A 21,710-nucleotide genomic window follows, 5' to 3' on the forward strand; every position below is an offset into this window, starting at 1 on the left:
TCCTTAAATTTATTATTCTTAAACTGAAAACGGATATTTAATCGCATCATGGCATTGATAGCCAACGACTTCAAAATCATCTTTAGTAACCCATGTTTCTATATCGTCCAGCGATTTTATCTTTGGGTTAATCTTCAGTTCTGGCGATGCAAATGGCTCACGCTTAAGCTGTACATCACGCATCAACTCTAACTGGTTCTCATAGATGTGCGCATTGGCAATTTTATGATACGCCTTACCAGCTTTATGACCGGTAATTTGCGCAACCAAAGCTAACAATACAAAGCATTGAATTTGATTAAAATTCAATCCAAGCGGCACATCACAGCTGCGTTGGTATGAGGTTAAGTATAGGGTATCACCTAACAAAGAAAAGGTGTGGGTATGCATGCAAGGACGTAAGCAACCAAGTTCAAACTCTCCTGGGTTATAAAAAGTGATAATTTCACCACGGTCGTCAATGCCTTTTGATAAGTTATCGATGACCTTTTTAAGCTGATCAAGGTGGCTACCATCAGGGCGTTGCCAACTGCGGCCTTGAACACCGTAAACACGCCCCATGTCGTCTTCGCCACGACGATGTGGGTTATCAAGCCACGCTTTGTTTTCGTTCGCATTCGCGTTCCATGTCATGCAGCCAATGTCACGAAACTGCTTAGCACTGTCATAACCGCGTAAATAACCTAAAAGCTCAGCAATAGCCGCTTTATAAAAACTTTTACGCGTTGTGATGAGCGGAAACTTATTATTTGCCACATCATATTCAAGGTCGGCATTAATTACGGTTAAACACTTAGTGCCTGTGCGCTTATTTTCTACCCACACACCTTCATCAACGATGCGTTGACATAAATCTAAATACTGTTTCATTGCTATGCTCTTGTTATGCTTTGCTAGGGACGCGTTGCTGCGGCTTTTTATAGGCCCATATTATCAAACCTAGACCACCAATTACCATTGGTAGCGAGAGTATTTGACCCATCGAAATCACACCGGCAAATAAACCTAAGTGAGCGTCTGGCTCACGGAAATATTCAACAATGAACCTAAACGTGCCGTAACCCAATAAGAAAACACCAGCAACACTACCCGCTGGACGTGGCTTTTTAATAAACCACTGCAGGATTAAAAATAACACCAAGCCTTCTAAAAATGCTTCGTAAAGTTGTGACGGATGACGCGGCTCTGGCCCACCCGTTGGGAATACAAATGCCCAAGGTACGTCAGTCACTCGGCCCCAAAGCTCACCATTTATAAAGTTACCAATGCGCCCTGCTAATAAGCCTAACGGTACCAGTGGTACGACAAAATCACCTACCTCGAAAAGTGACTTTTTACGCGTCCATGCAAATATTGCTATTGCAGTGATAACACCAAGGGTTCCACCGTGAAAAGACATGCCTCCTTGGTCGATTCTGAATAAATAAAGAGGATTTTCAATAAAGTAGCTAAACTGATAAAACAATACATAGCCTATTCGGCCACCAAGAATAACCCCTAACATCCCGTAAAAAAGTAAGTCGCTAACCTGTTCTTTAGTCCACCCTGAGTTTGGTTTTGCAGCTTGACGGTTAGCAAGCCACATCGCTAACGCAAAACCAATTAAGTACATTAAGCCGTACCAACGCACGCTGAGGGGTCCTACTGAAAAAATAACCGGATCAATATCTGGAAATTGAAGAGCCATAAAAATAAAAACCTTTAACTAAACACCATTTTAAGTGCAATTATTACAAGTAATAACGCGAATACTTTTTTTATTGTTGTCACCGGCAGGTAATGAGTGGCTTTAGCACCTATAGGCGCTATTAGCGACGAAGTAACCACGATGCCTAGTAACGCAGGCAGATATACAAATCCCGCAAAACCATCACTCAAAGAAGTCACCTGCCAACCTGCTGATACATAACCAACTGAGCCAAATAACGCAATGACAATACCACAAGCCGCAGCACAACCGATGGCCTTTTTTATATCTACAGAGAAATAATGCAGTAACGGCACAATGAGTGCGCCACCACCAATACCGATTAAACCCGATAGCGCGCCCATTATGGCACATAAAAAACCAAGAATAGGACCCTGTGGTAAAGGTTTTTCACTTGCCGCTTTTTTTCGTGTTGATAACACCATACGCAGTGCAATAAACACAACACTTCCTGCAAACACAAAACGTAATAATTGTTCGGGAATTAAACTCGCTGCAAACCCACTGATAAGGGCACCAATGCCCACCCCTGTCATAACCCAAGGCGCTATTTCCCAAGGGACGTTAGCATTGCGATGATGAGCAAACGCTGAAGAAGTTGATGTAAAAATAATAGAAGCAAGCGATGTAGCAATGGCAATCACTAATACATGCTCAGAATCAGCCACATTAAAAGCCACTAGTAATGCGCTCAGCGCAGGCACAATAATTAAACCACCGCCGATACCAAGCAGTCCTGCTAAAAAGCCAACAACACTGCCTAAAATTGCGCAGTAAGCCATCAAAAGTATTACATCATGCATAAAACACTCATATATTCACTTTGTTATATACATATATTAAACTAATATATATACCCAAACCACCTCAAGATGCGAGTTTCAGTTGGAATTAAAAGCGATTTAGGCAAGGCATTGATTGCAAGTAATAGTGGTTCTATTGTTAAAATCAATAACGCAGTATAAATCGCTTTTAAACCAACCCTTTGGGCATTTCACAGGCACTTACTCTCATCGTTGTTACTTCTTAAAAGGGACTGCCATTGTTGCAAAGTAACGCCTTGATATTAAGCACCTGTGAAACGCTGAATTCTACATCTTGAGGTGGCTTAGGTATAGGTGCTTCACAGCACAATTTCCGATCATGTATGCTCTTGGCTAGGTGTGTAAAATAACTCACCGAGTTGATGTTCAATCATAAAATTTCGGGTCAAGCGTAATACGTGCTTGGCGGTAGGTTGAATAAGACACTGCTGAAGTAAGTGTTCCATATCACTGACTTTAAGACGCCGTAATACAAACTTAATTTTACTAATCGATGCATAGTTCATACTTAAACGACGATAGCCCATTGCTATCAGTAATAAGGCGCCTTCGGGGTCTCCCCCAAGCTCACCACACAAACTAAATGGCAATTCATGGTTTTGACACTCTTGCGCTACTTTAAGCAATACTCTGAGCACACTTGGATGATACGGGTTAAATAACTCTGCAACACGTGCATTTGAACGATCAACTGCGAGCATATATTGCGTTAAGTCGTTGCTGCCCACAGAGCAAAAATCGACTTTTTGCGACCATTCTTCAAGCATAAAGACGCTAGAGGGTACTTCTAACATCACGCCTATTTCTGGGCGCTCAATTGCTTGCTCTGGAAATTGCTCTTCAAGCTCAAAATAAGCCTGCTCTAAAAGCTTAAGTGACTCTTCAACCTCTTCTGTTCCGCTAATCATAGGCAACATTATTTTTAAATTACCCAAGCCTATATTCGCTTTAAGCATAGCTTTGAGTTGATCTAAAAAGAGCTCAGGATGATCAAGCGTTACGCGAATACCACGCCAACCTAAAAATGGGTTTTCTTCACTGATATTGAAGTAGTCTAAAACTTTATCGCCACCAATATCTAACGTGCGCATCACCACAGGATTGGGGTGATAACATGTTAGCACCTCTCGATACCAATGTTCTTGATCTGATTGAGACGGGAATTGGCCTTTTTGCATAAACCAAGCTTCAGTTCGATATAAGCCAACACCGTCACACAAGCGTTTATTATCATGCTCGGTATTCATCTCAAGGCCGGCGTTTAAAAGCAAGCTGATATGTTCACCGTCTAAGGTAATGGCCTCAAGATCTTGCTCAGCTAAAAAGCGATCATTTAAAAGGGCTTCTTGGTATTTAAGCTGACTGTATTTATCGTGCAGTGATTGTGATGGAGAAATATACAAACGCCCTGCGTAAGCATCTAAAATCATCGGTTTTCCATCGAACTGCAATAATGGTAGATCTTCAATGCCCCAAATAGCAGGGATCCCCATTGCACGTGTCAAAATAGAGGCATGACTATTTGCAGCCCCATTAACACTCACAACCCCTGCTAAATGCCCTTTGGGTACTTCGGCAAGCATAGCGGGTGTTAACGTACTGGCAATTAAAATCGTATCTTGGGGGTATGGTTTAGCTGCATATTCAGTGTTGACTAGATGATGCAACACGCGTAAACCTATGTCTTTTACGTCAACGGCTCGTTCTTTGATGTAAGGGTCTTGCATGGCATTAAACTGTGCAACTAATTTTTCAATCACAATTTTCAACGCGCTTTTTGCGCTCCAGCCCTGTTGTAACTGAGCTTCAACATTCTGCCCTAAGCTTTTGGCATCAAGTAATTGTTGGTAAACATCAAAGACTGCTAACGCTTCTTTAGGAATTGAATCGCTTAACGTCATAGACAGCGTATTAAATTCATTGCGGGTTGCTGCAACAGCTTGCGTGAAAAGTTTACGTTGTGTGCTTACATCCTCATCTTTTTGTAACTCTATTGAGCTAAAATCAAGCTTAGGTAGTACAACAAATGCTTGGCCTATAGCAATCCCTGGGGCGCTCGAAACGCCTTTTAATACCGAGGTTTGATGTGAAAACTCATCGAGCCTAAGCACTTCTTTAATTTCAGCATGAGCAAGTTGTGAGGCAAGTTGTGCAGACAAAGTAATTAAAAAGGACTCTTCATCTGGACTAAATACACGGGCAAGCTTTTGCTGTACAACAATGACACCCAAGACCTTTTTTTGATGTACAACAGGCACTGACAAGAAAGCATTGTAACCTTCTTCATTGACCTCTGGAGAGAGTTTAAAACGCGGGTGAGACTTTGCAAAAGCAATATTTATAGGCTCTTCACGCTGAGCAACAAGGCCAACGAGCCCTTCTGTAAAACCGATACGAAACTTACCGACTGCATCAGGGTTGAGACCTTGCGTGGCCATTAATACAAAGTTGTCTTGGCTATAATCGGCAAAATAAATTGAGCAGCACTGTGTTTGCATGGCTTCTTTTACCATTTTCACAAAACACGCCAGCGCACTGTCTAAGTCCGCTTGTTGCGACACAGCCTCAGCAATGGATCTGAGCGTGGCTAACATGATGCTGCTCCTTGTATTTAAATAAAGTGACCTTTATCGTCTCTGTCGCCAATTCTCTTTATGTTGTTCTCGTTTGTTAAATGGCATAGCTAATGGTGCAAACTCTTTCATTACACGGCGATAAACATCGCGCTTAAATGATACAACTTGTCGCACAGGATACCAATAACTCACCCAACGCCAATCATCAAACTCGGGGTGATGGGTTTTAAGTAAGTCTACATCTTCGTCTTTACAGCGTAGTTTGAGTAAAAACCATTTTTGCTTTTGTCCAATACACACAGGACTTGAGTCTCTGCGAATTAAACGTTTGGGTAATTTATAACGTAACCAATGTTTTGAACTTGCAACGATTTCAACATCTTCAGGAAGCAAGCCTACTTCTTCGTGTAATTCTCTGTACATGGTTTGCTCAGCCGTTTCACCATCGTCCACACCACCTTGGGGAAATTGCCAAGAGTGCTGACCGTAGCGACGAGCCCAAAATACTTGTCCCTGATTATTGCAAATCACAATTCCGACATTGGCACGAAAACCTTCGGCATCAATCACCTTAGTGCCTCATTTGTAAGTCGATTTTTATTGATTGTTCCACATAACCTGCGATACAGCAAACACTATTACATCTAACATCCTGCAAGATATAAAATAATGTTTTTAACAAATCCACATAATCAATACCTTACAATTCTATTCTTATAAAAATAGGTCTTTTACACAAAATAGCTATTTACAACAGCATTTCAACCACCTTACCCACAGCTTGTGCATAACTTTTATAAAACATGGCTATTTTGCAAACAAATCCACAATAAGGCATTCTAAAATGCAGTTTCTCCACAGAAACTGTGGATAAACGTGTTTATATATCTGTATTTATACAAACAACTTATTCATTTCTTAATCCCACATGAGACTCAAAGAAACTAATGCATATAAATTTCAATGGGTTAAAAGTTAAGAAGTATTTTTCTTAGTGTTGGTTTTTAGCTCACTTCAACCATGAGCAAAAAACACCCAAACACAAAGATATCCACTAAGGCGCGCATTTGCTATCATGATATGGTTAATTAGACAACCAAATAAACGCCTTATGCGACCAATAAAACCTGCCTCTATAAACGAATTAATGCAACGAGTTGATGCCATAGCTGGCCTCACACTAGGGCAATTAGCTGAGCAGTACCAGTTCAAAACCCCTGACGATTTACTACGTGAAAAAGGCTGGACCGGCCAACTAATCGAATATGTACTTGGCGCAACGGCGGGCTCTAAACCAACACCTGATTTTGAAGATCTCGGCATTGAGCTTAAAACTCTGCCAATCTCATTTAAAGGAAAGCCACTCGAAACAACCTTTGTTTCTGTAACACCGCTACTGAATGTAACAGGCATGACTTGGCAGCAAAGTACGGTACGTAAAAAGCTCAATCATGTTTTGTGGCTACCGATTTTAGGCGAGCGCGAAATACTGCCTTTTCACCGTACTATTGGCAGTGGCTTTTTATGGCAGCCAAGCGCAGAGCAAGATGCCCTTTTACAACGTGATTGGGAAGAACAAATGGAGCTAATCGCCTTGGGTCGCGTGGATGAAATTTCGGGTCATTTGGGCGATGTTATGCAAATAAGACCAAAAGCTGCTAATAGCAAAGCACTGACCGATGCAATTGGCCCAAATGGCCAGATAGTACAAACCTTACCCCGTGGTTTTTACTTAAAAACCAGCTTCACCGGCGAGATCCTAAAACAACAATTTCAGCTATAAAAAAACCTCCGAAGGAGGTTTTTAAAGTCTTGATAAGCTAAGCCAGATTACTGACCTTTAACCTCTTTAAGACCGTTGTAAGGTGCTTTTTCACCTAATACTTCTTCAATGCGAAGTAATTGGTTGTACTTAGCAATACGGTCAGAACGGCTTAATGAACCCGTTTTGATTTGACCTGCCGCAGTACCTACTGCTAAATCAGCAATTGTTGCATCTTCTGTTTCACCTGAACGGTGTGAGATAACAGCTGTAAAGCCTGCGTCTTTAGCCATTTTGATAGCAGCAAGCGTTTCAGTTAATGAACCGATTTGGTTGAACTTGATTAGGATTGAGTTAGCAATACCGTTATCAATACCACGCTTTAAGATCTTCGTGTTAGTTACGAAAAGGTCGTCACCTACTAATTGTACTTTGTCGCCAATTAGTTGTGTTTGGTGTGCGAAACCATCCCAATCAGACTCATCTAAGCCGTCTTCAATTGATACAATTGGGTATTGCTCAGTAAGGCCTTTAAGGAAGTGGTTAAATTCTTCAGACGTGAATTTTTTACCTTCGCCTTTAAGGTCGTAGATATTTGCTTCTTTGTCGTAGAACTCAGATGCCGCGCAGTCTAGCGCTAGTGTGATATCTTTACCAAGCTCATAACCTGCATTTGCAACAGCCACCTTGATTGCAGCAAGTGCCGCTTCGTTTGATTCAAGGTTTGGTGCAAAACCACCTTCATCACCTACTGATGTAGAATGACCTTCAGCTTTTAGCACTTTAGCTAAGCTGTGGAATACTTCAGCGCCCATGCGTAACGCTTCGCGGAAGTTTGGCGCGCCCACTGGCTGAATCATAAACTCTTGAATATCAACAGAGTTATCTGCGTGCTCACCACCGTTGATGATGTTCATCATAGGTAATGGCATAGAGTAAACACCTGGTGTGCCGTTAAGGTCTGCAATGTGCTCATAAAGCTCTACGCCTTTAGAGTTTGCAGCTGCTTTAGCCGTTGCTAAAGATACTGCTAAGATAGCATTCGCACCTAATTTTTCTTTGTTTTCAGTGCCATCTAAATCTAGCATTACTTGGTCAACAGCTTGTTGATCAACTGCGTTTTGACCTTTAAGCGCTTCAGCGATTTCGTTATTGATATAGCCTACCGCTTTTAAAACACCTTTACCTAGGTAACGTGCTTTATCACCATCACGTAATTCAAGCGCTTCGCGAGTACCTGTTGATGCACCAGAGGGTGCTGCAGCACGGCCCCATGAACCATCAGCTAAATGTACATCAGCTTCAACAGTTGGGTTACCACGCGAGTCCATGATTTCGCGACCAATCACTTTTACGATTTCTGACATCTTGATTCCTCTTTTCCCGAAAATGGTGAGTTTGTGCCAGCTTATTCTTGCTGGCTTTTTAAAACAAATAAGCCGTGCATATAGCACGGCCTATTTAAATTACGATGACGCTTTTTGGTGAGTGTGTGCAGCTGCAACAAACCCTTCAAATAGCGGGTGACCATCACGTGGTGTTGACGTGAATTCCGGGTGGAATTGCGCGGCAATAAACCAAGGGTGATCTTTATTCTCGATGATTTCGACTAGTTTCTTATCTTCAGATAAACCAGTGAAACTCAAGCCAGCTTTCTCAAGCTGCTCTACATAGTGGTTGTTTACTTCGTAACGGTGACGGTGACGTTCTACAATTTCGTCACTACCATATACTTCGCTTACTTTAGAACCAGCGATTAAATGACACTTCTGTGCACCTAAACGCATAGTGCCACCTAAGTCAGATTGCTCATCACGAATTTCAACGTTACCGTCAGCATCTTGCCACTCAGTGATTAAACCAACCACAGGGTGTGCTGATTTAGCATTGAACTCGGTTGAGTTTGCACCCTCAAGGCCAGCAACGTTACGCGCATATTCAATAAGCGCCACTTGCATACCTAAACAAATGCCTAAATAAGGAACTTTGTTTTCACGTGCATATTTAGCCGCTAAAATCTTACCTTCAACACCACGGCCGCCGAAGCCACCTGGTACTAAGATAGCGTCAAGGTGAGACAGTAACTCAGTCCCTTTGCTTTCTAAGTCTTGTGAATCAACGTACTCAATGTTCACCGTTAGGCGATTTTTAAGACCCGCATGCTTTAATGCTTCGTTTACTGATTTATACGCATCTGGTAGTTCGATGTATTTACCTACCATACCAATTGTCACTTCACCTGTTGGGTTAGACTCTTGATATAACACTTGCTCCCACTCAGATAAGTCTGCTTCAGGGCACTCAAGGTAGAAACGACGACATACGAAGTTATCAAGTTCTTGTGACTTAAGTAACGCAGGGATCTTATAGATGCTTTCTACGTCAGGTAATGAAATAACCGCTTTCTCTTCAACGTTAGTGAAAAGTGCGATTTTTGCACGCTCGTTATTCGGTAATTTACGATCAGAACGACAGATTAAGATATCTGGTTGAATACCAATCGAACGCAACTCTTTAACTGAATGTTGCGTTGGTTTCGTTTTCACTTCACCTGCAGGGCCTAAGAATGGCACAAGCGTCAGGTGGATAAACAATGCGCGCTCACGGCCGATTTCAGTGCCAAGCTGACGAATTGCTTCTAAGAACGGTTGTGACTCAATGTCACCCACTGTACCACCGATTTCAACGATAGCGACATCGCTACCTTCTGCACCGTCGTATACACGTTGCTTAATATCGTTTGTGATGTGTGGGATAACCTGAATAGTTGCACCAAGGTACTCACCACGACGCTCACGTCGTAGCACATCTTCATAAACACGACCTTGTGTGAAGTTGTTGCGGCTAGTCATCTTGGTACGGATGAAACGCTCATAGTGACCTAAATCAAGGTCAGTTTCTGCACCGTCTTCAGTAACATATACTTCACCGTGCTGAATTGGGCTCATAGTGCCTGGGTCAACGTTGATATAAGGATCCAGCTTTAAAATTGTCACGTTTAGACCACGTGCTTCTAAAATAGCGGCTAATGACGCTGCTGCAATACCTTTACCCAACGAAGAAACAACCCCGCCAGTAACGAAGATAAATTTTGTACTCATGCGAACCCTAGAATATCAGGAATTAAAAGGAATAATATAGAATCAAGACGGGGCGATATTATAGCAAAGGGACTGCTATCAATCCAGATAAAATTAGCAAATTAGTGCACAAAAAACGAGCGCGGGGAAAACCGCTTCGAAGCATGTTACTTCGTAGGCAGTTTAATTGCTTCCCACGCCTCATCCATTTGCTCTAGTGTTGCTGTTTCTAGGCTTTGCCCTCGCGTACTTAAATAAGCCTCAACTTTTTCAAAACGTGATGTAAACTTTCTATTGGCATTTCGAAGCAGTTGCTCAGGATCGCGTTTTAGATGACGGGCAACATTGACCGTCGCAAATAATAAATCACCTAACTCTTCTGCGCTGTGCTCAGAATATGGATCCTGTTGAAGGGCTTCTTTGACCTCATCAATTTCTTCAGCCACTTTATCTAACGCACCATGATAACTTGGCCAATCAAATCCTAAGCTCGCCACGCGTTGTTGAATTTTTTTGCTTTAGAAAGTCCAGGTATGGCATCTGGAATATCTTGCCAAAGACTCATTTGCGGTGAAGCTGTTTTTTCTGCTCGCTCCTGAGCTTTAATAGCCTGCCACTGCGCCGAAAGTTCAGCGTCGGTCAGCTCACTTTGCTCTGTAAAGACATGTGGATGACGACGAACTAATTTCTCATTAAGCGTATTTGCCACATCGGCAAAATCAAATAAGCCCTGCTCTTTAGCAAGCTGCGCATAAAAAATGACTTGAAACAGTAAATCACCAAGCTCACTTTTAAGCTCGCTAAGCTCACCTTTTTCAATGCAGTCTGCAACTTCGTAAGCTTCTTCAAGGGTGTGCGGCACTATTGATTTAAAGTCTTGTTTTAAATCCCACGGGCACCCAGATTCTGGGTCCCGTAGTTTTTCCATTATCGCTAATGACTGCTCAATAACCTGCTTATCTGACATTATGCGTGTCCACGCTTTGCATCATGCACACCTTCTATTTGATGTAATTTAGACAATAAGCGGTTTGTGCTCGATAAGTCGTGCACTTCAACTTGCATTGAGAATAACGCTAATTGCTTATCTTCAACGGTGTTGACATTCATATTGAGCACATTCACTTTTTCATTCGCAAGCACGGAACTAATGTCTCTAATAAGTCCTGATCTATCGGTTGCTTCAACTTTAATCGTCAACGCATAGGAGCCGTTAACATCATCAGACCAACTCACAGAAATCACTCGCTCTGGGTGTTTCTCTTTTAGTTTATTAAATGAATCACAGTCTTCACGGTGCACGGCAATACCACGGCCTTGGGTAATGTAACCGATGATTTCATCGCCAGGCACTGGTCGGCAGCACTTAGCAACGTGACTCATTAAACTACCGACGCCATCCACCACAATGCCGTTTTTATCGCCATTGACATTTTTTGGCTTTTTGAGTTTTATTTGTGGCTCATCGTCATCACGATCACTGATAAAGTTGAGAAGTTGATTAAGACGCACATCCCCAGCGCCAACAGCCACCATTAAGTCCTCTAACCCACGTAAGTTAAAACGCTCAATTGCAGGGGTTAAATCTTTTGTTGTCAGCTCCAGTTTTTGCAGCTCAGTTTCAAGAATCTCTTTACCTGCACTTAAGTTTTTATCGCGATCAAGTTGTTTAAACCAATGATGTATTTTTGAGCGAGCGCGTGACGACTTGATATAACCTAGGGATGGATTTAACCAGTCTCGACTTGGATTAGCTTGTTTTTGCGTTAAGATTTCAACTTGATCGCCGGTGCTAAGTTGATGGGTAAACGGCACTATTTTGCCGAAAATTTTCGCACCTATGCAGCGATGTCCGACATTTGAATGAATGTAATAAGCAAAATCAAGCGGTGTTGCACCCAGTGGTAAATCGAAAATATCGCCTTTTGGCGTGAACACATAAACACGGTCTTCAACTACTTGGTTTTTAAGCTCTTCAGCTAAATCACTACCATCAACAACCTCTTCTTGCCATTGTAGTAATTTACGTAACCAACTAATTTTTTGCTCATAGCCCGAACCACGCCCTGGCAATGCCCCTTCTTTATACATCCAGTGTGCAGCCACACCCAACTCGGCATCTTGGTGCATTTCGCTTGTGCGAATTTGAATTTCAACGGTTTTACCTTCAGGGCCAAATACCACGGTATGGATTGACTGATAGCCATTTTGTTTTGGCGTTGCAATATAATCGTCAAATTCTTTATTTAAATGGCGCCAATTAGTATGCACGATACCTAATGCTGCGTAACAATCTTGCAGGCGCTCTACCACAATGCGCATAGCGCGAATATCAAACAGCTGATCAAACTCGTAGTTCTTTTGCGCCATTTTTTTGTAAATACTGTAGATATGTTTAGGTCGGCCATATACTTCACCTTCAATACCCGCTTCAGCCAAGCGTGATTTTACTAAAGCAACCATGTTTTCCATGTAAGCTTCGCGAGCAAGGCGCTTATCATCAAGCTGTTTTGCGATGTTCTTATAGGTGTCTGGGTGCAGGTAACGGAACGAAAGATCTTCAAGCTCCCATTTAAGCTGACCAATTCCTAAACGGTTAGCAAGGGGCGCAAAGATATCGCGTGTTTCCTTAGCGGCAATGACACGCTCTTCTTCACTGGCGTCTTTCACATCACGTAAGTGGCATACTTGTTCCGCTAATTTAATCACCACGGCACGCACATCTTCAACCATGGCTAACAACATACGGCGGATATTGTCGATTTGCACTGTGCCCTTACCTTGGTGAGCCAAGGTACTGATCGTCGCCATTTGGCTTACGCCTGTAAGTAATAACGCAACGTGATTACCTAACTTTTCTGTGACTGTCTCAAGCGAAATTTTTTCAGCTAAGAAATAAGGCGTTAAAAATGCCGTAGCCAGTGAGTCCGCATCTAAATTCAGTTCAGCTAAAATCTCCACCATTTCAATGGCGATATTCTGACGTTTCGTATCGTCACAATGTAGGCACAGCTCATGCGCCTGCTCTAATAAGGTAGTTTTGTCTTCTGTTAGCGCTAACAGCTCGATACGGCTGGCAAAATCACTCTGCTTTGTAAGCTGATGTGATTGTCTAGTAGCTACCATAGTGCGCTTTACCTCCTGTGAAATAACGCCATTGTTTCGATATGCCCCGTATGTGGAAACATATTCATAAGCCCAATTTTTTTAATGCTAAAGCCTGCTTGTAAAATAATTGCACTGTCACGGGCTAAAGTAACAGGATCACAAGAGACATATAAAATCGTTTTAAACTGGGTAAGCGGTAATTGCTCTAAAATAGCCATCGCACCTGTGCGTGATGGGTCAAGTACTAACACATCAAGTTCAGCACTAAACCACGCAGCGGATTGCATCGATTGAGTTAAATCAAAGCAGTAAAAATCAGTATTCGATAATGAGTTAGTGTGCGCATTTTGTTTCGCTAATGCAACCGCAGAATCCACTCCTTCGACACCAATTACGTGTTTTGCATACTTTGCAAGCAGCAATGAAAAATTACCAATTCCACAAAACAAATCCAACACTTGTTCATGACCTTGTAAATCTAACCACTCTTTTGCTTGATTGAGCATAGCTTGATTCACTTGCGGATTAACTTGAATAAAATTTTCAAGGCCAAATTCAAAGGTTAAATCATATTTAGGTATAGTGTAGTACGGCATCGGATAGTGTGACTGATCAATCTGCCCACTTTCTGATTGCCAAACAATTAACCATTGTTGTTCTTGGCAAGCTTGAGCAACGAATGACTTAAGCTCTTCACTTATTGGTTTCGTATGTCGGATAACCACAAACGCAGCATTATCAGCCTCACACAATTGTAAATGGGTTATACTATGTAAGCCTTTATGTGTATTAATAAGTAAATCAAAAAGAGTAAAAAGTTCACTGAATGTGCTAGTTAACACATCACATTGATTAATACTCACCAGTTGCTTCGAGCCTTGCGCACGGTAACCAACACGCATTTTTTTAGCTGCTTTATCATGCATTACAGCAATGCGAGCCGAACGCCTGTAATGCTGCATATCACTGGTCAGTGGTTCTTCCCAGTTTAAGCTAGTGACCTTAGCAAACTTCGCAAACAGCTGACTCACTGCAGCTTGCTTCTCAACTAATTGTTGAGAAGCATCTAAGTGCTGTAACTGACATCCTCCACACACCTGATAATGTTCACAAAATGGCTTAACTCGATATTCAGATCCATGAAGCACTTTTTTACAATCGGCGCTAGCAAAACGAGCTTTGTCTTCAACAAGTTGCGCTTTAACTTCTTCACCTGGCAGCGCACCATTTACAAAACACACTTTATTATTATGTTTTGCAACCCCACGCCCTTGATGATCCATTGCTGTAACCGATAACGTGATCATTTTTTGTGAAACGGATTTCTTCTTGGCTTTGAAAATCTGTGCCATCGGACAACACCTTAATTATTGATAAAGCGGGAGTAAGTATATACTCTTAAACAACGATAATAATGACAACAACCTATCTTATGACGAAATTTGGCTTACGTGATTCAGTCTTAACCCTAACTTTGATACCGACTGTAATCATAGGCTTGTTGCTGGGCGGTTATTTTACAATAAATCGTTACATTGAGCTCGATGAAATTTTATATCAACAAGGCGTAACAATTATCGAGCCACTTGCCATTGCTGTAGAGCAACCTCTGCTAAAGCGGAATAAAACTTTACTAACACGTTTGGTAAGCCATACCCATAATAAACACGCCCCTGCTATACAGTCGATCGCCATATTCGATGAAAATAACGAGCTGGTCATTTTTAGTAAGTATCAAAGTGAATTTAAAGATATCGTTACTAATAACTCGGCAGCACTTGAGGGTATCAATGTCAAAAACTCTAAACATTATTTAACCTTTTCAACGGCTATTATTAATCATAGTCGCCAAGATATGATTTGGAATCATCATAGTTACCAAGCATCACTTGGCACTGTCGTCATTATGCTTAACAAGCAACAAGCAATTATCGGCCAGCAACGCGCACTACTTGTAAGTGGAATTGTAATTATTTTAGCCTTGGTACTTGCCACAATTTTAGCATTTAGGCTCACTCGCATGTTTGTTCAGCCTCTTAATAAGTTAGTACTCGCTACCGATAAGTTAATTGAAGGTAAAGTTGATACCGGCCTCGACAAGAAAATGTTTGGCGAGTTTGAGCTACTTCGAGAAGGGCTCAATACAATTTCACACACCATGGTGATGCAACGAGACGAAATGCAAAAGCATATTGACCAAGCAACCTCTGATTATCGTGAAACTCTTGAACAATATGAAACACAAAATATTCAGCTAAGCATTGCTAAAAAAGATGCACAAGATGCTAACCGTGTTAAGTCTGACTTCTTAGCAAAAATGAGTCATGAACTCAGAACGCCTCTAAATGGAGTTATTGGCTTTACTCGTCAATTATATAAAACACCGCTTAATAAGCATCAAAAAGATTACTTAGACACCATTGAACTTTCTGCAAACAGCTTAATGACCATTATCAGTGATATTTTAGATTTCTCTAAATTAGAAGCAGGTGCAATGGAGTTGGAGTCATTGCAATTTCAGCTTCGCGATACGATTAATGAAGTACTGACCTTACTTGCTCCTAGTGCGCATGAAAAGCAGCTAGAGTTATCAATATTTATCCACCCAAACGTGCCTGATAACCTCACCGGCGACCCAACCCGCTTTAAACAAGTTTTAATTAATCTTTTGAGCAACGCCATAAAATTTACCGAAAAAGGGTCTATAAAAGTGGATGTTGGCCACCGTTTATTAGATGAAGAACGCGCATCTATCTTGGTGTCTGTCACCGATACGGGGGTGGGCATTCCAATGGATAAACAAGACGCCCTATTCACCCCATTTGGCCAAGCTGATTCAAGTATTACGCGTAAATTTGGCGGCACAGGCCTTGGTTTAATTATTACTAAACACATTGTTGAAGCCATGAATGGTCGAATAACCTTAAACTCAGCACCAGGGAATGGCACCTGTTTTACCTTTAATGCAGTATTTAGAACACCGAGCAATTCAATTACCAGTGATTTACCGACACAGTCGTTAATCAACAAACGTATTCTTTATTTAGAACCTCACGAGCATACTCATCAAGCAACATTATCATTGTTAAATGAATGGCAAACACAGGTCACGCCTTGTACCGACGAAGAAAGCTTCATAAATGAAATCAACAAGGATTTTAGCTACGATATTTGTATCATCGGCCACACAGCAACGATTGATGATATGCAACAACTTAAGAGTTATGTAAAGGCTGTACGCCCTGTAACCGACTACTTATACATTATGCTCAACACTGTATCTCACAATATGCGTGAAGCTTTTGTTGGTAGTGGTGCTGACGCCTGTTTAAGTAAGCCGCTTAATCATCGTAAGCTATGTGAAGTGCTTGCTGCACCTTACCGACTTGATCACCCTGTGCATAATATCGAACAAGGCGATGAAAAGTTATTGCCGCTAAAAGTACTGGTTGTTGACGATAACGACGCTAACTTAAAACTTATTTGCACCCTACTTGAAGAGCAAATAGAACTTATCGATACAGCACATAACGGTTCGCAAGCTTATAGCTTGAGTAAAAGCCATAAGTACGACTTAATATTTATGGACATCCAAATGCCTATTATGGATGGCATTACAGCATGCAAACTTATTCGTGAATCTTCACTCAATGAAGATACCCCAATCATTGCTGTCACAGCGCATGCTTTGAGCGGTGAAAAAGAGCAACTTCTCAAAGATGGCTTTAAGGGTTATTTAACCAAGCCAATTGATGAAGACATGTTAAAACAAATAATCAGCGATCACAGTCCGCAGTCGCCTATTAATAGAGAACGGAGCAAAACAGTTACAGCTCAATCGGAGCCTCCGTTTGAAAGTACACGCCTAGATTGGCAGCTCGCGCTACAACGTGCAGGAGGCAAAGAAGAGCTCGCACTCGAAATGCTTAATATGCTGCTACTAAGTGTGCCGGAAACTCTGCGCCTTCTTAATGAAGCAATTGAAAAAGAAGATTGTGAACATGTACTTAGCATTGTTCATAAGTTCCATGGTGCATGCTGCTACACCGGTGTACCTAAGCTAAAATCACTTGCTGAAACGCTAGAAACCTCACTTAAAAGTGATTGTGACCTAAATTACATTGAGCCTGAATTATTTGAGTTGATTGATGAGCTAAATAACTTGTTAAATGATGCGGGAATGACTGAGCAGCAAGGATAATAGCATTCGACTACATGCTCTAAATGTGAATTTCATAAGGAAACTGTTATGTATTTTGTTTTACTTATCGTCTTTAGTGCGGTTTCGCTCGCTTGGTTTTTTCATCTTTATACTAAACTAAGTAAAGTCGCTAATAATTACGTAAAGACTAACTACACTCAGCAATGGCACGAATATAACAAGAAAGCAAAGTTAATGAAGGAGAAACCAAACTCCGTTATTTTTCATTCAATTAAAAAGGGAGAGCTATCGACACTGGGTGACGAAGTATTGCAGAACTATAAGAAAAAGCACCAGTATTTAATCGCCCTGCTATGTCTTTCTCCCTTGTTATCATCAGAGCTTGCACAGTTGATCATTTATTTGAGCAAATAAAAACGCGGAGCAGTTTTAACATGCTCCGCGTTTTAAAACTCAGTGACTAAAGCTCAATTATAAACGCGCCTCGATCATTAAACGCTTCATATCGCTCACTGCTTTTTCTAAACCATCAATTGCTGCACGGGCAATAATCGCATGACCAATGTTCAACTCGTAGATTTCTGGCATTGCTGCAATCGGTTTTACGTTGTGGTAATGAAGGCCATGACCCGCATTGACGATTAAGCCAAGGCTATCGGCATATTGTACGCCACTGCGAATGCGCTCAAGCTCTGTGTGAAGCGCTTGGTCATTTTCTGCATCAGCATAGGCGCCGGTATGAATTTCAACGTATGGGGCATTACAGGCTTTTGCAGCGTCAAGTTGCGCGTTGTCGGCATCGATGAATAACGACACCTTAATACCCGCTGCTGTTAGTTTTTCTGTCGCTGTTTTTACTTTTTCAAAGTTACCCACTACGTCAAGGCCGCCTTCGGTCGTTAGCTCTTCACGCTTTTCCGGCACCAAACACACATAAGCCGGTTTCACTTCAAGGGCAATATCAATCATTTCATCAGTCACGGCAATTTCAAGATTCATACGTGTTTGAATTGTTTTTGCCATTACATACACGTCACGGTCTTGAATATGACGCCGATCTTCACGCAAATGAATAGTAATACCATCTGCACCAGCATGTTCAGCAACCGCGGCCGCATGGGCTGGATCTGGGTAACTTGTGCCACGCGCTTGGCGTAAAGTGGCAATATGATCAACGTTTACACCAAGAAGAATATCTTTCATTTTTTTACCTGTTTAAAACAACGATTAATGGCTGAGTTTCAGCCTACTTAATAAATAACTCACGGCTTTTTAATGGCTTTTTGCCAAGTAAAGGCTTAAGTAGATATCGGCTTAATTGCTTTGCCATATATAACACATCTGGTGCGCTAAAGTCATGAGCAGCAATAGCATTTAACTGCTTTCCAGAAAAGCCACTGAGGGGGTCGTCATGCAACAAAAAGCCGTACTCAGCAAAGTACTGGTAATTTGCTGCATCGTTAATTTCATCCCCTTGCGCATCCACACTAAAATCAACGCCATAACCAAGCATTTCAAGTAACTGAAACTCGTATGAGCGCAGCACAGCTTGTAGGTTTTTAGTGGTTGATAACTCGTCTAAATGCTGCTTATAAAGATGATAAACACTTTCCATCGGCTCATTGATTGGTACGATACGATTAGTTAATTCGTTCAAATAGAAACCGCAATAGAGCTCGGTGCCAGTAAGCATAGTTTGGCCATCATGGGGTTCAAAGTGATTAATGTATTTTAAATCTGATTTGCCGCTGTACTTGACCAGCAGTGATTGGAAGGGTTGCAGTTGTGCTTTATGTTTAGTGGCCTGGCGGCCACTAATACGAGCCAGCATTCTGAGCTGACCAACGCCTTCTACCAGCATATCTAGCATGACTTGCGAGTCACTAAAGGGACGTCGATGCAGCAAGTATGCTGTGTAGAATTCGCTATCCATGGCGTGTAGGCTTTACTTAGTCTTCACCATAGCCAAGGCTACGTAGTGCACGCTCATCGTCAGCCCAGCCTGATTTCACTTTTACCCAAAGCTCTAAGAACACTTTATTATCAAGCATGTCTTCAAGGTCCTTACGAGCTTCACGGCCAATCACTTTCAGCTTTTCGCCTTTATTGCCAATGACCATGCGCTTTTGCGTTTCACGCTCAACGAGGATCAGACCATTAATTTGCCATACACCGTTATCAAGCCATTTAAATTGCTCGATTTCAACGGTAACAGAATACGGTAATTCATCACCCATAAAGCGCATTAGCTTTTCACGGATCACCTCTGCCGCCATAAAGCGCATTGAACGGTCTGTCACATAGTCTTCAGGGAAATAAAATTCACAAAGCGGTAGGCGCTTTTTCACTTCATCTTTAATGAGTTCAATATTTTTTCCCTGCTTTGCAGAAACAGGCATGATACCAACGAAATCAAATTTACCGCCCAAAAACTGCATGTGCGGCAGTACTAAGTCACGGTCTTTAACTTGGTCAATTTTATTCATAACCAATAGCACTGGGCGACCGCTTTGACGTACTTTATTAAGTACCATCTCATCGTCGTCATTCCAATGCGTACCTTCAACCACAAAAATGATCAGCTCGACATCACCAATTGAGCTTGATGCTGCACGATTCATTAGGCGGTTAATGGCACGTTTTTCGTCAACGTGTAAGCCTGGCGTATCTACGTACACGGCTTGGTATTTGCCTTCTGTATGAATACCCATAATACGATGACGTGTGGTTTGTGGTTTACGGGAGGTAATACTCACCTTTTGCTCAACAATGTAGTTAAGTAAAGTTGATTTACCCACATTTGGACGGCCAACAATGGCAATCATCCCGCAGTGCGTATCAAGCTCTGCTGGCTCTTTGCTAATTAAATCATCAAGATTCATTTTTAAGTATCTTTAAGGCTTTTTCAGCAGCTTTTTGCTCCGCTTTACGACGCGAGCTACCGACTGAGATAATACTATCCATCCCTTCAACAATACATTCAACCGTGAATGTTTGATTATGCGCTTGACCTTTTGTATCAATAACAGTGTAGCCTGGTAACGATAACTTGCGCGCTTGTAAGTATTCTTGAAGTAATGTCTTTGGATCTTTCTGATTTAAACCCGGTGAAATTGCATCAAGTCGCGATTCATACCAGCTTAAAATTAACTCACCACATTGTTCAATGTTTGAATCAAGGAATACGGCACCAATAATGGCTTCAACTGCGTCGGCTAAGGTCGATTCACGACGAAAACCGCCGCTTTTAAGCTCACCAGGACCCAAGCGTAAGTAATCGCCTAAGCCAAACTCAAGACCAAATTCAGCCAGTGTTTGACCACGCACTAAGGTTGAGCGCATGCGACTTAAGTCACCTTCTCGCGCTTTAGGAAATTTACTGTAAAGCGCATTCGCAATCACAAAGCTCAATATAGAATCACCTAAAAACTCTAAGCGCTCGTTATGTTGACCTTTATGGCTGCGGTGCGTCATTGCCTGTTCAAGCAAAGCTTGATCAGTGAATGTATAACCTATTTTTTTGTATAACTCTGTTACGTTTTTTTTCATCGTTACTGAATATTACCTAGGCGTTCAAAACGAACACCAGTTGGAACCCAGCTTGGTAAGAAGTCATCTGGGCCATTTTCAAATTCAAAACTCATCCATATAAAGACGGCTTTACCTACCAGGTTTTCTTTTGGCACAAAGCCCCAAAAGCGACTGTCTTGGCTGTTATCACGATTATCACCCATCATAAAATAATGATCAGCAGGAACAACCCACTCATCTGAGCGTGTACCTGGTTGTTGATAATAACGGCCCTTCATTTCAAGCGCTTCAGGGTTAATCAAGATGTTATGATTCACTGTGCCTAGATTTTCATCTAAGCGTACTAAATTCATAGACCCTTGCTTGAATTCGTCACTATTGAGAATTTCCATATCAATTTTATTGTATTCATTACACAACAACTCACCTTGCTGCGTTGCTCCATCCTCACACTTAGGTTGGATATAAAGATGCTTATTACGATAAACTATTCTATCCCCTGGTAAACCGACAGCACGTTTAATGTAATCCACGCGCTCATCCAAAGGGTATTTAAATACAACTATATCACCACGCTCTGGCTCATCAACATCAACAAGTTGAGTACGCCATACTGGATCTTTAATACCATATGAGTACTTCTGAACCAATATAAAGTCACCAACCAATAGCGTTGGCATCATCGAACCTGATGGTATCTGAAACGGCTCAAAAATAAATGAACGAAAAATTGTAATTGCGGCGATCATCGGGAAGATTGATTTTGCCGTTTCAGTAATACTTGGTTCTGGCGCAATTAATGCGGCAGTTTCTTCGTCTAGCTCACCGCCCGACGCATTTTGAGCAAGGGCGATGCGTTGTTGACGCTTTGGTGCAAACATAAAATGGTCAATTAACCAGATTAGCCCTGAGCCAAGCGTTAACAACACTAAAAAAATCGAAAAATAACCCGCCATGCA

17 protein-coding genes and 1 pseudogene are annotated in these 21,710 nt (G+C 41.7%); 3 read left to right on the top strand and 15 right to left on the bottom strand.

Going from position 1 to position 21,710, the window contains the following annotated elements:
* Positions 1–18 precede the first annotated feature (18 nt).
* The 5 genes from L0Z67_RS12465 to rppH form a co-directional block, all read right to left on the bottom strand.
* Positions 19–870 (bottom strand): thymidylate synthase, encoded by an 852-nt coding sequence (locus L0Z67_RS12465; RefSeq protein ID WP_062569674.1) that lies wholly within the window; start codon positions 868–870, stop codon positions 19–21.
* Positions 871–883: 13 nt separating this feature from the next.
* Positions 884–1,687, bottom strand: a complete 804-nt coding sequence (gene lgt, locus L0Z67_RS12470) for a prolipoprotein diacylglyceryl transferase (protein ID WP_062569673.1) — start codon at positions 1,685–1,687, stop codon at positions 884–886.
* 14 nt (positions 1,688–1,701) lie between these two features.
* The gene (locus L0Z67_RS12475) at positions 1,702–2,511 is read right to left on the bottom strand and encodes a sulfite exporter TauE/SafE family protein (RefSeq protein WP_193987656.1); all 810 of its coding nucleotides are present in this window, start codon (positions 2,509–2,511) and stop codon (positions 1,702–1,704) included.
* A gap of 338 nt (positions 2,512–2,849) precedes the next feature.
* Positions 2,850–5,126: a phosphoenolpyruvate--protein phosphotransferase gene (gene ptsP, locus L0Z67_RS12480; protein WP_062569671.1), complete on the bottom strand. Its 2,277-nt coding sequence runs from the start codon at positions 5,124–5,126 to the stop codon at positions 2,850–2,852.
* Positions 5,127–5,159: 33 nt separating this feature from the next.
* Complete coding sequence (gene rppH, locus L0Z67_RS12485; RefSeq protein ID WP_062569670.1) at positions 5,160–5,678, bottom strand: RNA pyrophosphohydrolase; 519 nt, start codon at positions 5,676–5,678, stop codon at positions 5,160–5,162.
* A gap of 541 nt (positions 5,679–6,219) precedes the next feature.
* On the opposite strand from rppH, the gene mutH reads away from it, so the two are divergent.
* Positions 6,220–6,891, top strand: a complete 672-nt coding sequence (gene mutH, locus L0Z67_RS12490) for a DNA mismatch repair endonuclease MutH (protein ID WP_405128080.1) — start codon at positions 6,220–6,222, stop codon at positions 6,889–6,891.
* A gap of 47 nt (positions 6,892–6,938) precedes the next feature.
* Here the strand turns inward: mutH and eno are convergent, their stop codons facing one another.
* The 5 genes and pseudogenes from eno to rlmD form a co-directional block, all read right to left on the bottom strand.
* Positions 6,939–8,237 (bottom strand): phosphopyruvate hydratase, encoded by a 1,299-nt coding sequence (gene eno, locus L0Z67_RS12495; protein ID WP_405128081.1) that lies wholly within the window; start codon positions 8,235–8,237, stop codon positions 6,939–6,941.
* Between the two features lie 99 nt (positions 8,238–8,336).
* Complete coding sequence (locus L0Z67_RS12500) at positions 8,337–9,971, bottom strand: CTP synthase (protein ID WP_062569668.1); 1,635 nt, start codon at positions 9,969–9,971, stop codon at positions 8,337–8,339.
* A gap of 146 nt (positions 9,972–10,117) precedes the next feature.
* Positions 10,118–10,917, bottom strand: a pseudogene (gene mazG, locus L0Z67_RS12505) (nucleoside triphosphate pyrophosphohydrolase).
* A complete protein-coding gene (relA, locus tag L0Z67_RS12510; RefSeq protein ID WP_405128082.1) occupies positions 10,917–13,076 on the bottom strand; it encodes a GTP diphosphokinase in 2,160 nt (719 codons plus the stop codon). The pseudogene mazG and the gene relA overlap by 1 nt, the downstream one beginning before the upstream one ends.
* Positions 13,077–13,084: 8 nt before the next feature.
* On the bottom strand, positions 13,085–14,410 hold the full coding sequence (rlmD, locus tag L0Z67_RS12515) for a 23S rRNA (uracil(1939)-C(5))-methyltransferase RlmD (protein WP_062569665.1): 1,326 nt from the start codon (positions 14,408–14,410) through the stop codon (positions 13,085–13,087).
* An 80-nt stretch (positions 14,411–14,490) separates the two neighbouring features.
* Between rlmD and barA the strand changes: the two genes are divergently transcribed.
* Together barA and L0Z67_RS12525 are read left to right on the top strand one after the other, a co-directional pair.
* Positions 14,491–17,259 (top strand): two-component sensor histidine kinase BarA, encoded by a 2,769-nt coding sequence (gene barA, locus L0Z67_RS12520; RefSeq protein ID WP_405128728.1) that lies wholly within the window; start codon positions 14,491–14,493, stop codon positions 17,257–17,259.
* A 48-nt stretch (positions 17,260–17,307) separates the two neighbouring features.
* The gene (locus L0Z67_RS12525; protein ID WP_062569664.1) at positions 17,308–17,634 is read left to right on the top strand and encodes a hypothetical protein; all 327 of its coding nucleotides are present in this window, start codon (positions 17,308–17,310) and stop codon (positions 17,632–17,634) included.
* 57 nt (positions 17,635–17,691) lie between these two features.
* Here L0Z67_RS12525 and pdxJ read toward each other — a convergent pair whose 3' ends face one another.
* From pdxJ to lepB, 5 genes are read right to left on the bottom strand one after another with little or no spacing between them, the layout of a single operon-like run.
* Positions 17,692–18,423, bottom strand: a complete 732-nt coding sequence (gene pdxJ / locus L0Z67_RS12530) for a pyridoxine 5'-phosphate synthase (protein ID WP_062569663.1) — start codon at positions 18,421–18,423, stop codon at positions 17,692–17,694.
* A gap of 43 nt (positions 18,424–18,466) precedes the next feature.
* Positions 18,467–19,153 (bottom strand): DNA repair protein RecO, encoded by a 687-nt coding sequence (recO, locus tag L0Z67_RS12535; RefSeq protein WP_062569662.1) that lies wholly within the window; start codon positions 19,151–19,153, stop codon positions 18,467–18,469.
* A gap of 16 nt (positions 19,154–19,169) precedes the next feature.
* On the bottom strand, positions 19,170–20,102 hold the full coding sequence (gene era, locus L0Z67_RS12540; RefSeq protein WP_062569661.1) for a GTPase Era: 933 nt from the start codon (positions 20,100–20,102) through the stop codon (positions 19,170–19,172).
* Positions 20,092–20,769, bottom strand: coding sequence for a ribonuclease III (gene rnc / locus L0Z67_RS12545; protein WP_062569660.1), 678 nt, complete (start codon positions 20,767–20,769; stop codon positions 20,092–20,094). Before rnc ends, era begins: the two co-directional genes overlap by 11 nt.
* Before the next feature lie 2 nt (positions 20,770–20,771).
* The gene (gene lepB, locus L0Z67_RS12550; protein WP_405128083.1) at positions 20,772–21,707 is read right to left on the bottom strand and encodes a signal peptidase I; all 936 of its coding nucleotides are present in this window, start codon (positions 21,705–21,707) and stop codon (positions 20,772–20,774) included.
* Positions 21,708–21,710 lie beyond the last annotated feature (3 nt).

Source organism: Pseudoalteromonas sp. PB2-1 (genome assembly GCF_045040605.1).
Lineage (GTDB): Bacteria > Pseudomonadota > Gammaproteobacteria > Enterobacterales > Alteromonadaceae > Pseudoalteromonas > Pseudoalteromonas arabiensis.

What these genes read in the sequence shown, in the direction of transcription:
- lgt (WP_062569673.1), bottom strand. Translation starts at nt 1,687, where the DNA reads ATGGCTCTTCAATTTCCAGATATTGATCCGGTTATTTTTTCAGTAGGA.
- L0Z67_RS12525 (WP_062569664.1), top strand. Translation starts at nt 17,308, where the DNA reads ATGTATTTTGTTTTACTTATCGTCTTTAGTGCGGTTTCGCTCGCTTGG.
- ptsP (WP_062569671.1), bottom strand. Translation starts at nt 5,126, where the DNA reads ATGTTAGCCACGCTCAGATCCATTGCTGAGGCTGTGTCGCAACAAGCG.
- barA (WP_405128728.1), top strand. Translation starts at nt 14,491, where the DNA reads ATGACGAAATTTGGCTTACGTGATTCAGTCTTAACCCTAACTTTGATA.
- L0Z67_RS12500 (WP_062569668.1), bottom strand. Translation starts at nt 9,971, where the DNA reads ATGAGTACAAAATTTATCTTCGTTACTGGCGGGGTTGTTTCTTCGTTG.
- mutH (WP_405128080.1), top strand. Translation starts at nt 6,220, where the DNA reads ATGCGACCAATAAAACCTGCCTCTATAAACGAATTAATGCAACGAGTT.
- pdxJ (WP_062569663.1), bottom strand. Translation starts at nt 18,423, where the DNA reads ATGAAAGATATTCTTCTTGGTGTAAACGTTGATCATATTGCCACTTTA.
- eno (WP_405128081.1), bottom strand. Translation starts at nt 8,237, where the DNA reads ATGTCAGAAATCGTAAAAGTGATTGGTCGCGAAATCATGGACTCGCGT.
- era (WP_062569661.1), bottom strand. Translation starts at nt 20,102, where the DNA reads ATGAATCTTGATGATTTAATTAGCAAAGAGCCAGCAGAGCTTGATACG.
- relA (WP_405128082.1), bottom strand. Translation starts at nt 13,076, where the DNA reads ATGGTAGCTACTAGACAATCACATCAGCTTACAAAGCAGAGTGATTTT.
- lepB (WP_405128083.1), bottom strand. Translation starts at nt 21,707, where the DNA reads ATGGCGGGTTATTTTTCGATTTTTTTAGTGTTGTTAACGCTTGGCTCA.
- L0Z67_RS12465 (WP_062569674.1), bottom strand. Translation starts at nt 870, where the DNA reads ATGAAACAGTATTTAGATTTATGTCAACGCATCGTTGATGAAGGTGTG.
- rnc (WP_062569660.1), bottom strand. Translation starts at nt 20,769, where the DNA reads ATGAAAAAAAACGTAACAGAGTTATACAAAAAAATAGGTTATACATTC.
- rlmD (WP_062569665.1), bottom strand. Translation starts at nt 14,410, where the DNA reads ATGGCACAGATTTTCAAAGCCAAGAAGAAATCCGTTTCACAAAAAATG.
- L0Z67_RS12475 (WP_193987656.1), bottom strand. Translation starts at nt 2,511, where the DNA reads ATGCATGATGTAATACTTTTGATGGCTTACTGCGCAATTTTAGGCAGT.
- recO (WP_062569662.1), bottom strand. Translation starts at nt 19,153, where the DNA reads ATGGATAGCGAATTCTACACAGCATACTTGCTGCATCGACGTCCCTTT.